This window comes from uncultured Metabacillus sp. (assembly GCF_947503125.1).
GTDB lineage: Bacteria > Bacillota > Bacilli > Bacillales > Bacillaceae > Metabacillus.
This window is the reverse complement of record NZ_CANNCR010000089.1, coordinates 1-12,218: the sequence shown is the minus strand read 5'-3', so window position 1 is coordinate 12,218 and position 12,218 is coordinate 1. Positions and strand designations below refer to the sequence as shown.

Here is a 12,218-nt window from a genome sequence, read left to right as displayed (position 1 = left end):
TTTTGCTCACTTTATCGGCGAGTTTTCCGATTTATCGGCGGTTTTGCTCACTTTATCGGCGAGTTTTCCGATTTATCAGCAACTTCCCCATTTTATCAGCGGATCTGCCTCTTTTTTCAGCGCCGCTACCTTCTTTTCAGCCACTCTATCACAAATCTCCACTCCTCAAGATGATTCCCTCTGCCAATGATACTAAAAAAAGCCCTTTTCATCCCTATAAATAAGGACGAAAAGAGCTTGCTTCCGTGGTACCACCTTGATTGAATGTGAGAATTCACATCCCGCTTTGCCTCGTAACGTGAGGGGACGCCTATGTTTGCATAGGACTCGGGAGATAGGTTCGGCGGCTTTAACGTTATGAAGTCTTCCAGCTTATAAACTTCACTCTCTATTACGAAAAGTCCCGCTTACTGATCCTCCGTAAACGTTCTCCGATTTTTTATTATTATGCCTAGTATTTGACAAACTGTCAAGAGGATCCTCATTATTTTTAGAAAATTTGCACTTAGATAAACTAATTGTGTTAATTTTCACAATTGAATTTCACCTTTTTTATAAAGGAAACTTGGTTAGCGCCAAGCCTTAAGGCGCCGACGATTGCCTAGTTTCCCTTATACTTTAAACTCAACATTGTCCTCTACGTCGAACTTTCATCTTTGCTGACAATTTATGCTTTCTTAAAGTGTAAAAATAAAGGCATACACCAAAAAAGTGATATACCTCCTTCAAAAACATTTATTGTTCAATACGGTAAACGCGTGCTTCAAATGGTTTTAATGTTAATTTTTTTATAGCCTCATGATCTTTCACATGATAATTGGCTAATAATAAATCATTTGAGCAAAGAGTAAAATCCAGTGCTTTTTCCCATGTAGCTGGCTCAGCAGATAGATTTGTAAATACGACAACCTTGTCATCATCCAGTGTACGGGTATAGGCATAGATTTGCTGATGATCTTCAAGAATAAGGTCATAGATCCCGTACGTAAATACTTCATGATTCTTCTTTAATTGAATCATTTTTTTATAGAAATGAAGCACAGAGGTTTCATCCGCCAATTGTTTTTCAACATTGATTTCCTTGTAGTTTTCATTTACACCAAGCCATGGTGTTCCTGTTGTAAATCCAGCATTTGGTTCAGATGACCATTGCATCGGGGTTCTTGAATTATCGCGGCTTGAAGCCCAAATGACTTTCATGATCTCTTCATGTGCTATGCCTTCTACACAATTGAAATGATAGAGATTTTTTGTTGCGACATCATTATATTGCTCTATATTCGCGAATTTGACATTCGTCATACCAATCTCCTGACCTTGGTAAATAAACGGTGTACCTTGCATAAAGAAATACATCGCCCCAAGTGCTGTTGCACTTTCATACCAGTATTCCGTATCATTCCCCCATGTAGACACTCTTCGCGGCTGATCATGGTTTTCAATAAACAACGCATTCCAGCCTTTATTTTCAAGGCCCTTTTGCCATTTTGTTAATACATTTTTTAACTCAATAATATCCAGCTGTTTCTTTTCACTTGCATCCCATAAAGACAAGTGTTCGAATTGGAAAACCATATTGAACTTACCGTTTTCTTCTCCTACCCACTCGTCAAGGTCTTCCTCGTTGTCAGCCTTCACACCGTTTGCTTCACCAACAGTCATAATGTCATATTTCGAAAAAGTTTTGTCCTTCAGTTCCTTCAGGTATTGATGAATTCCCTCTACATTCATATGCTTATCAAAAGATGGTACATATTTTAGGCCCTTTTCATTTGGCATATCCTTTAAGCCTGCTTCTTTATTAATATGACTAATCGCGTCAACACGGAAGCCGTCAATTCCCTTATCAAGCCACCAATTGATCATTTCGTACAAGGAATTGCGTACATCTGGATTTTCCCAGTTTAAATCAGGCTGTTTTGTTGAAAAAATATGCAGATAATATTGCTCTGTTTTTTTATCATATTGCCAGGCAGATCCGCCAAAAATGCTTTCCCAGTTATTTGGTTCCCGGCCGTTCTTTCCATCACGCCAAATATACCAATCACGCTTAGGGTTATTTTTAGAGGAACGGGATTCAATAAACCAAGGATGCTCATCACTCGTATGATTAATGACCAGATCAATAATAAGCTTCATCCCTCGTTTATGTACTTCCTCTAGTAATTGATCAAAGTCTGCCATTGTTCCAAACTCATCAAGTATATCTTGGTAATCACTAATATCATAGCCATTATCATCATTTGGGGATTTGTACATTGGACAGATCCATATGACATCAATTCCCAGCTCCTTAATATAATCCAATTTTGAAATCATACCTTGAAGATCGCCGATACCATCACCATTTGAATCCATAAAACTTCTTGGATATACTTGATAAGCGACAGCCTCTTTCCACCATAGTTTCTTCATGTTGTTACCCCTCACTTTAATGTAGTCAAATGTTTCGTCTAGCCTTACTTTTTGCTTTTGCACGACTTTCGTTCTATAAACTTTGTCGGAATCGTGATTCGTTTTGGCAAGGTTTCAGGCATTTTTATTTTTTCAAGCAAACAATTTGTTGCTTCAAAGCCAAGTTGATAAATGCTTATATCAATCGAAGTTAATGGCGGTTTTGAATGCTCAGATAACATTAAATTATTAAAGCTGACAATAGAAATATCATCAGGGACTTTAATATTCATATCCTCTAAATGACTAATCATTTCATACGCGATTAAATCATCTTGCGTGACAAGTGCAGTCGGGGGATTTTTTAATGACATTAGCGATTCAATCGCTATTCTCCCGTTTTCCTTAATAAATTCCTCATGAACAAGATAGTCCTCATTAAATGGAATGCCTGCCTCAGCCAGTGCAAGCTTATAACCATTTAACCGATCGATGGTTACAACAAAGTCAGAACTTCCACCAACAAAAGCGATCGTTCGGTGACCAAGTTCAATTAAATAATTGGTTATTTGTTTTGTAATATAAATATTATCATTGTCCACATATGTGATCCGTTCTTCATTTCCATAAGGTCTGCCGACAACAGAAAAAGGGAAGTTTGTTTCCTGTAAAAACTTCATTGCTTTATCATTAATACGTGAGTATAGGAGAATAATCCCATCAACACGTCTACCTTGTACCATTGACATAACCTCAGCATAAATCTCATTCTCTGTTGAGCCAGTCGATAAGTAGATCCCATACTTATTGGCATGAGCATTTTTACTGATCCCTCGCAATACTTCAGGGAAAAATGGATTCTGGAAAGCATGATAAGCAGAATTTGGCATAATGACACCAATTGCTTGTGTGCTTTTAGCAGCTAAGCTTCTAGCTTGAAAATTTGGATGATACCCTAATTCCTCCATTACCTCCCGCACACGTTTCTTTGTCTGTTCACTAATACGAGGACTATTTGCAATAACTCTGGACACCGTTGAAGGTGCAACATTTGCTTTTTTTGCTACATCTTTTATTGTTACGATCATAGCTGCCTCCTTAAAAAATGTTTACTCTTTTGAGTTATATGTTTCCTTCCTTATTTACAACACCTTTTCCTGCTTCCATTGAAGGATACTTTTTTATATGATAAAACATATTGAACAATTTAAGCTAAAATCACACACAGGGAAAACGTTTGCACTTATGCGTAAAAAATTTTCTTTTCACTCGTTAAAAATCAACATTTACACTGCTGGTCTTCCTTCAAAATATTTTTGCGAAATCGTTTGCGCAACTTTATTTAAAATATATCATAAATCATTTATTTGTACAATGTTGAATTTTATTCATCTTACTCTTAAACGAGAGTAAAACTCCAACAACTGAAACTCTCGCATTTATTTATTATATTAAACCCTTTTGTTAATGAGGCTGAATCAACAAAATGGTAAAAAACAAATCTTATATATTAATAATTGTACATAAAAAACCCGAATAAAGACCGTTATGATCTATACTCGGGTTTTTTACATTAGTGCATGGAGGTCATGACCCAAACAGTACCTACAACAATAACTAAAGCGATAAACGCTGCAGAAATCATTTTACCGACTTGCCAACCGCCGCTTGCTCCTTCAGATACGTGCATGAACATAAATAACTGAATGGCTGCTTGCAGAAATGCAAGAGAGAAAACAATGATTATCACTGTATTTAACGGCAGGTCTGTATAAAGCCCTAACCAAACTGCAAGAAACGTTAAAGCAATCGAAAAGAGGAAACCAATGACATGTGACCATGGAAAATGATGTTGATTACTTGTTTTATTTGCCATTATCCCACCAACCCTAATAGGTAAACACCTGTAAAGACGAAGATCCATACAAAGTCTAAAAAGTGCCAGTATAAGCTGGAGATAAATACCTTTTTAGCAGTATCTGGTGTTAAACCTCTTTTTGTTACTTGAAATACGATTAATAATATCCAAAAAATACCTATTGTAACGTGAAGTCCATGTGTTCCAGTCAATAGATAGAAACTAGACCAGAATGCATTTGTACCAAGAGTAGCTCCCTCATGTACCAAATGAATGAACTCATTGATTTCCATATATAAAAATCCAAGACCGAACAACAATGTGATAAAGATCCAAATAAGCATTGATTTAACGTTGTTTCTTCTCATTTCATGAATTGCTAAGCCGCAAGTAAAACTACTTGTCAATAAAAGCATTGTCATGATCATTGTGTTCTTTAGATCAAAAAGCTCAGCAGGCAGAGGTCCTCCGCCTGTGTGGCCATCAAGTGTAAAAAATGTTGCAAAGATCGTAGCGAACAAGGCCATTTCAGCGCCCAAGAAAATCCAGAATCCAAATATATTCAGTCTGCCGATACTAGACTGATATTCTAAGGGCGTGTCAGGACTTAGTTTAGTATTTACATCTGCCATCAATCACGCCTCCTTTTTCTGTTCCGTTTGTATGATTTCTTCTACGCTGACATAATATCCTTCATCTTCTTTATGTGAGCGAAGTGAACGGAGTGCCATACATGCTAGAACACCGATTCCGCCTAAAATGGCCATCCACCATAGTTTAAATACCAATCCGAAGCCGGCAACAAAGAAAAGTGCTGACATCACAAATGGTGTACCTGCGTTACTAGGCATATGAATTGGCTTATACTCCACTTTTCCTTTTTGCTTCTCTTGTTTCATAAGCCAGAATGCATCAAGACCCTTTACTTCAGGAACAACCGCAAAATTATAGAATGGTGCAACCGCTGATGTTGTAGCCCACTCTAATGTACGGCCATTGCCCCATACATCGCCTGTAGTTTCCCTTTTTGAATAACGGAAGCTGTAATATACGTTATAAACTAACAGCATAAAGGCAATACCCATACCGACTCCGCCGATTGTAGAAATCACGTTTAATCCAGTCCAGCCGTCTTCAGGTCCGTAAGTGTATATACGTCTTGGCATACCGTCGAATCCTAATAAGAACTGCGGTAAGAAGCAGACATTGAAACCAATTGTAAAGAACCAGAATGTCCATTTGCCAAGTCGTTCATTTAATTTATGACCAAACATTTTCGGATACCAGAATACAAAGCCTGCAAAGCAAGCAAAAACCGTACCGGCAATTAACGTATAGTGGAAGTGAGCAACTAAGAAATAACTGTTATGATATTGGAAATCGGCTGCAGCCATTCCAAGCATAACACCTGTTACTCCTCCGATTAAGAAAGTAGGGATAAATCCAACCGACCAAAGCATTGGTACAGTAAATTCAATCCGTCCTTTATGAAGAGTTAATAACCAGTTAAAGATTTTTATTCCTGTTGGAATCGCAATAGCCATCGTTGTGATTGAGAAGACAGAGTTAACTGCCGCGCTTCCACCCATTGTAAAGAAGTGGTGAACCCAAACTAAAAAGCTCAGGAAGGAAATCGTAACGATTGAAATAACCATTGATTTATAACCGAATAATGTTTTCTTTGCAAACGTAGAGATAATCTCAGAGAAAATCCCGAAGGCAGGCAAGATAACAATATATACTTCAGGGTGTCCCCAAATCCAGAACAAGTTTGCCCAAAGCATTGGCATACCGCCGTCCGCCATTGTAAAGAAATGAGTTCCAAATAAGCGGTCAAAACTCATTAACGCTAACGTGACAGTTAATACCGGGAACGCAAATACAATAATAAATGCAGTAATGAGCGTTGTCCATGTAAACATTGGCATACGCATAAGTGTCATGCCTGGGGCACGCATTTTGATAATCGTAACAATAAAGTTAATTCCCGTTAATAGTGTACCGATCCCAGAAATCTGCAAGCCTAATAAATAGTAGTTAATTCCCGGTCCCGGGCTTCCTTCAATCGCTAAAGGAGCGTAATTCGTCCAACCTGCATCTGGTGAACCACCAAAAACGAAGGAAATATTAAATAAAATCGCTCCAAAGAAAAATGACCAGAAGCTTAGTGCATTTAAATATGGGAATGCAACGTCCCTTGCTCCAATTTGCAGAGGAACGACAACGTTCATTAATCCCATAACAAAAGGCATAGCCATGAATATAATCATGATTGTACCGTGTGTTGTGAAGATTTCATTATAATGCTGAGATGTTAAAAAGTCATTATTAGGCACGGTTAATTGCGCCCTCATTAATAATGCATCAACACCACCGCGGAAAAGCATGACAACCGCTGCAATAATGTACATGATTCCAATTTTCTTATGATCGACAGTTGTTAGCCATTCTGTCCAAAGCCATTTCCACTTTTTAAAGTAGGTTAAAATAAACACGATCCCAATCGCTGTTAACAAAATGGAAATGTTAGCTGCAATAAGCATTGGATCATTTAAAATTAAATTATCCTTAATAAAATCGAACATATGGTGTTCCTCCTTCCTTAGTGGTGATGGTGTGAGCTTGATTCATTGCTTGTAGAATCACTCTCTTCTTGATTTTCTTGAGTATCTTCGTTTTCTTCTTGTCCGTGAGATTCTTCGTTACCGTGTTTATTAATAACAACTCCGTATTTCTCACGAACCTCCATTGCATATTCACCAGAATCTATCCCATGATCAACAATATCCAAATGGGTATTTGAGAACGTCATTTCATTCACTGTTTCTGGCAGCATTAATTTTTCATATGTCTCTTCGGTTAATTCAGGTGCGTTTTCTTGTGTGTCTTGTACCCAATCATGATATTCATCTTCTGTCAGGGCAACGAAGTTAAACTGTTGATGTGACATCCCCTGACCTGTAAAGTTAGAGTTCATTCCTTCATATTCACCAGGTTCATCAGCCTGAAGATATAAGTCATTTACCATTCCAGGCATTCCATATTCCTGACCGCCTATTTGCGGAACCCAGAAGGAGCTCATAGAATCGGCAGAAGTAATTTTAAAAAGTATTGGATGATCTTCTGGAACATTTACGTAATTAACTGTTTCAATATCTTCCTCTGGATAACTAAAAATCCATTTCCAATCCACTGAAGTTGCATGAATGACAATCGGCTCTTTATGAGCAGTCTCTTTTGGCGGTTCTTCCAATTGATAAAGAACCTTAACCGTAGGAATCGATAATGCAATAATGATAACAATCGGAATAAGCGTCCAAATAATTTCCAATTTTGTACTGCCATGAATGTCAGGTTCGTGATCCTTTGGATTGAAATTTTTGCGATCACGATATTTTACAATAACAAAGGTAAATAAAACGTAAACGACAATCATGATAAAGATCATAAAGTAAATGGAATACATAATAAGATCACGTAGTGTTTCAGCATTCGGCCCTTTCGGATCAAAGATTGCTAATTCACTACAGCCGCTCAAGATGGTTACAAAAAACAAACCCATCATAACACTTAAGAATGGTTTTACCTTTTTGAACATCTATGTTCACCTTCCTTTCTAAAAAGTAAGAGTTTCATAATTAATCAGATACATCACAATAACAAATTGTTTACATTTACACATAGTATCAAATTTTCAAAAAAACGAAATAGCTGAATCCGCTTTATTGAACAACATTCGAAATTTAGACTAAGTTTTTTCACAGATTGTTAACAATATTGGTAAAGTATTTAAAGATTGGTATATTAAAAGTACCCTTTATGCTTTAAATCATAAACCATTGTATATTCGTTTTTTTAACTTTTAAAAAACTGTTACGAAATTGCAATAGCTTTATGACAATAGTGTGTATTTTTAATTTTGGAGAAGCAATTTCAGTACTTTTAGCTCATAATGAGAAAAGCGGAAGCGAATTGCGGTGCTAAGTGCCATGCTTATAGATAAAATATGGTACAAATTTTTATTTTATATAAAGAGGAGAATGGTTGTGAAAAACCCTGAATTGGTAGTAAAAGAATCATTTTCTTTGAAACATTATTTTTCATGGAAAGTGTTAAAACTGATCATAAAGACTGGAATTATTAAGTCCAATCTAATGGGAATGTTTGCAGGACTTTGTCTGGCTCTTTATGTGTATGACATAAGCTTTGCTGAAAGGATTCCTGTCATTATTCTATCCTTAATTGGAACGGCCTTCGTTGTCGGAGGTTCCGGTGCAATAAACAATTATTATGACCGGGATATCGATGCAATTATGAAGCGAACACAAGACAGACCTACAGTTGATGGATCAATTCACCCGAAATTTGCATTATGGCTGGGCATCTTCCTTGTGGCGATCGGTATTGCGTTACTATTAGCTGTTTCCTATTTAGCAGCGTTTATTGGCTTTTTAGGCTTTGCCTTTTATGTATTTGCCTACACTATGCTTACGAAGCGGACAACGATTTATAATACGGAGGTCGGATGTCTTTCCGGAGCCATGCCTCCACTAATCGGATGGGCAGTCATATCAACAGATATTTTTCACCCTGTCGCGTTAGGTCTATTTGCCTTTATGTTCTTATGGCAGCCGCCACACTTCTATGCAATTGCCATACGGCGCTTAAAAGAATACAAGGCAGCTGGTGTTCCAATGCTCCCTGTAGTAAAAGGCATTTACCGGACAAAAGTTCAATCGATTATATACTTAGTTCTATTACTGGCTGCTTCTTTTATCTTTTGGCCATATAGCAAAATCATTGCCATTAGCATGTTTATCCTTACTCTAGCTTGGATGGTGCTTGGAATTTGGGGCTTCAAAAAGCTGAAGGAAGAAAAATGGGCTACGCTTATGTTTGTATTTTCCTTAAATCATTTAACAATTCTTTTCGGATTAATGATGATTATTTCGTTTATAGGTTAATAAGAAACAAAAGAGGTCAGTCCCCAACTTCGGGGTCTAACCTCTTTTGTGTAACAGCGCTATTTTACATTTCTTCTTTATCGTGATCGATAAGATCCTCAAACCATTTTATTTTCTCGCGCAATTCAGCAACCTGACCAACTAAAACAATGGCAGGGTGTGTGATTTGATTTTTCTGGACTTCATCAACAATTGTCGCTAACGTTCCGGTAATTGCGACTTGTGAGGGGGTTGTTCCCCATTGGATAACCGACACTAGGGCTTCAGGACTTTTGCCGTATTCGATTAGCTTCTCGCAAATATAGGGTAAATTTTTAATTCCCATATAAAAGGCGATCGTATCGATTCCTTTTGCTAATGCTTCCCAATTAATCGTGTCTGTCTTCTTCTCTTCGCGGCCATGTCCTGTCACAATCGCAAATGATGAAGCAAAATCTCGATGTGTGACTGGTATCCCCGCATAAGCAGGTGCTGCAATACCAGAGGTAATACCTGGAATTACTTCATAAGGGATGCCGTTATTTCTTAACACCTCTGCCTCTTCGGCACCGCGGCCAAACACAAAAGGATCTCCGCCTTTTAAGCGGACAACCTCTTTCCCCGCAAATGCCTTCTCCACTAACACTTCATGAATCTGTTCTTGGATGAGTTCATGCTTTCCGGGCAGCTTGCCACAATAAATAAGCTCAGCGTCTTTTTTTGCATGCTTTAATAAATCCTTGCTTATCAGACGATCGTATACAATAACATCCGCCTTTTGAATGCATTCCAATCCGTACACAGTAATGAGCTTTGGGTCACCAGGACCAGCTCCAACTAAATAGACTTTCCCTATACTCACTGCTTCAACCTTCTTCCATAACCTTGATGATCATTTTGAATGTAGTTCATTTCTTTACAAGCTATTATAAGTGAAAAACACTCTAAAGTGGAAAAATATCAAAGAAATCCTGCATTTTTATTTGAAATTATCCTTAAATAAGAAGTTTTATTAAAAGCCAGAAAGGGCATATTACAACTAATCGCTTTTTGTTTGGAGGATACAAATGAATACAAAACCAGAATACATAAAAACTTCTTGTTTTAGTGAATATGATACCTTAAAAAGGGTTGTTTTATGTTCACCTGAATTTATGACGATTAGAGAACCAATTAATGAAACGCAAAAACAGTATTTAAAAGAAAATATTGATACAAAACTTGCAATGGAACAGCATCAACAATTTGTTGAAACCCTTCAACAAAACGGGATTGAAGTGCTGTTATTGCCCCCTTTAAAAAAATTTCCTGAGCAGGTTTTTACCCGCGATATCGGGTTTACTCTCGGAAATCAAGTATTTGTGGCAGAAATGGCACATGATGTTCGCAAAGGTGAAGAAAGACCTTTTGTGGATTTGCTGGAAAAGGAAGAAATGACATACACCAATCTTATCGGTGATAAAATTGAAGGCGGGGATGTGATCATTGATCGCAACACCATTTATGTAGGGATAAGTAATCGTACAAATGAAACGGCTATAAAACATTTACAAAGCTTATTGCCTTCTTTCGAAGTAATTGCGATCCCTTTCACCGATACATATTTACATTTAGACTGTGTCTTTAATATCTTATCTCCAAATGAAGCTTTAATTTTCCCAGGAGAAATTGAGCCTGAAAAAGGAAAAATCTTGGCAAGCCGTTATGATTTAATCGAGGTTTCAAAAGAGGAACAAGCAACATTAGGTACAAACGTCCTCTCGATCGGTGAGAAACGCGTCATTAGTCTTCCTATAAATAAGCAAGTGAATCAAAGGCTTAAAGAGCGCGGTTACCAAGTGATCGAGGTCGATATTACCGAAATTATCAAATCCGGAGGAGCTTTTCGCTGCTGTACACTTCCGTTAGTTCGGGAGTAAGGGAATTCGTAAAAATGAATAATCTTGATAAAGCTTCTTATTAATTTTTTTACCCATAAGAAAAATAAATTGTGTAAAAAAGTACATGTTTAAAAAAACACGTACTTTCTCAACAATCTGACCCTAGGGCAGTGATAAAATGCCTCCTGTATTTAGTGCAAACATGATGTGATACTTAAAATTCCAAGTCGTATGTACTAAACTCTATTAGTGTCTTTTGATATTAAAACTCCTCCTTGTGCTGATATTTTAGGTTGGCGAACCAAAAATATTTTAGCACCGTGGGAAGAGTTTTTTTAATACCACGCTGAAAGCTTTTTGGAACCCTAGTTTGCATACTGTTCTTTCCCCTTTTCATCCACTGGCCAATTTTCTAATGTATAAGCCATCTCCCAAAATGAGTATTCATATTGACTGCTAATAATAAAATGCTGTTTCATCCGTTCTCTGTCCGCTTCTGTCACGGTTTCAGCAATGGCATCTAAACGGGCAATTTGTTCCTCTACTAAAGTGCGGAACCAGTCAGAACCGTAGGCCGCAATCCATTCTTGATAAATGGGCTCTTCCGGCTTGGATTCTTTTAAATGTTCGCCAATTTCATAATAAAGCCAATAGCACGGCAAAATCGCTGCAATAATATCCCCTAAATGGCCATCATATGCAGCACGATACAAGTGCGATGTATATGCATAAGCAGTCGGTGCAGGTATAAAAGCAGCTTTTTCTTCTTCAGTAATACCTAATTTTTCGGAAAAGTTCCGATGTAAAGAAAGTTCCGCCTGATAGGTACCCTGTGCATGATGTGCCATACGGCTCGTCGTTTGAAGATCGGTTGCTTTCGCTGCTCCTAATGCTTGCACTCTGGCAAAATGGCTTAAATAATAGGAATCTTGCAGAATATAATAACGGAAACACTTTAAATCTAAGCTTCCTTCCCCCAACTTTGTCACAAATCGATGATGAAAACTTGCTTCCCAAATGGCATTCGCTTCTTTGCGCAGCAACTGAGAAAATGACATGTTAATCCCTCCCTCAATAAAGTTAATTTTCCTTCCAAATACTCGTGTATTCTCAATATTTCATAACTACCATTTAGTTGACTCA

General features: G+C 37.5%; 11 protein-coding genes. 3 read left to right on the top strand and 8 right to left on the bottom strand.

The window, feature by feature from the left end; translation table 11 throughout:
• The coding region (locus tag Q1B07_RS24840) for a hypothetical protein (protein ID WP_299094933.1) at positions 1–190 on the top strand (190 nt) is incomplete at its 5' end.
• Between the two features lie 545 nt (positions 191–735).
• Here Q1B07_RS24840 and Q1B07_RS24835 read toward each other — a convergent pair.
• From Q1B07_RS24835 to qoxA, 6 genes are all read right to left on the bottom strand, one after another.
• On the bottom strand, positions 736–2,415 hold the full coding sequence (locus tag Q1B07_RS24835; protein ID WP_299094935.1) for an alpha-glucosidase: 1,680 nt from the start codon (positions 2,413–2,415) through the stop codon (positions 736–738).
• Between the two features lie 44 nt (positions 2,416–2,459).
• Positions 2,460–3,482 (bottom strand): LacI family DNA-binding transcriptional regulator, encoded by a 1,023-nt coding sequence (locus tag Q1B07_RS24830; RefSeq protein WP_299834060.1) that lies wholly within the window; start codon positions 3,480–3,482, stop codon positions 2,460–2,462.
• Between the two features lie 485 nt (positions 3,483–3,967).
• Positions 3,968–4,270 carry a cytochrome aa3 quinol oxidase subunit IV gene (gene qoxD, locus Q1B07_RS24825; protein ID WP_299094940.1) on the bottom strand — a complete coding sequence of 101 codons (303 nt, stop codon included), beginning with the start codon at positions 4,268–4,270 and terminating at the stop codon, positions 3,968–3,970.
• The gene (gene qoxC / locus Q1B07_RS24820; RefSeq protein ID WP_299094942.1) at positions 4,270–4,884 is read right to left on the bottom strand and encodes a cytochrome aa3 quinol oxidase subunit III; all 615 of its coding nucleotides are present in this window, start codon (positions 4,882–4,884) and stop codon (positions 4,270–4,272) included. Before qoxC ends, qoxD begins: the two co-directional genes overlap by 1 nt.
• Positions 4,885–4,887: 3 nt before the next feature.
• Positions 4,888–6,837: a cytochrome aa3 quinol oxidase subunit I gene (gene qoxB / locus Q1B07_RS24815; RefSeq protein ID WP_299094944.1), complete on the bottom strand. Its 1,950-nt coding sequence runs from the start codon at positions 6,835–6,837 to the stop codon at positions 4,888–4,890.
• 17 nt (positions 6,838–6,854) lie between these two features.
• Positions 6,855–7,850: a cytochrome aa3 quinol oxidase subunit II gene (gene qoxA, locus Q1B07_RS24810; protein WP_299094947.1), complete on the bottom strand. Its 996-nt coding sequence runs from the start codon at positions 7,848–7,850 to the stop codon at positions 6,855–6,857.
• A 448-nt stretch (positions 7,851–8,298) separates the two neighbouring features.
• Here qoxA and cyoE point away from each other — a divergent pair, with 448 nt between their 5' ends.
• The gene (gene cyoE, locus Q1B07_RS24805; protein ID WP_299094949.1) at positions 8,299–9,216 is read left to right on the top strand and encodes a heme o synthase; all 918 of its coding nucleotides are present in this window, start codon (positions 8,299–8,301) and stop codon (positions 9,214–9,216) included.
• A 64-nt stretch (positions 9,217–9,280) separates the two neighbouring features.
• Here the strand turns inward: cyoE and cobA are convergent, their stop codons facing one another.
• Positions 9,281–10,057, bottom strand: coding sequence for a uroporphyrinogen-III C-methyltransferase (cobA, locus tag Q1B07_RS24800; RefSeq protein WP_299094950.1), 777 nt, complete (start codon positions 10,055–10,057; stop codon positions 9,281–9,283).
• Between the two features lie 205 nt (positions 10,058–10,262).
• Between cobA and Q1B07_RS24795 the strand changes: the two genes are divergently transcribed.
• Positions 10,263–11,114 carry a dimethylarginine dimethylaminohydrolase family protein gene (locus Q1B07_RS24795; RefSeq protein WP_299094952.1) on the top strand — a complete coding sequence of 284 codons (852 nt, stop codon included), beginning with the start codon at positions 10,263–10,265 and terminating at the stop codon, positions 11,112–11,114.
• A 326-nt stretch (positions 11,115–11,440) separates the two neighbouring features.
• On the opposite strand, the gene tenA is transcribed toward Q1B07_RS24795, so the two are convergent.
• Positions 11,441–12,133 (bottom strand): thiaminase II, encoded by a 693-nt coding sequence (tenA, locus tag Q1B07_RS24790; protein ID WP_299094954.1) that lies wholly within the window; start codon positions 12,131–12,133, stop codon positions 11,441–11,443.
• Positions 12,134–12,218 lie beyond the last annotated feature (85 nt).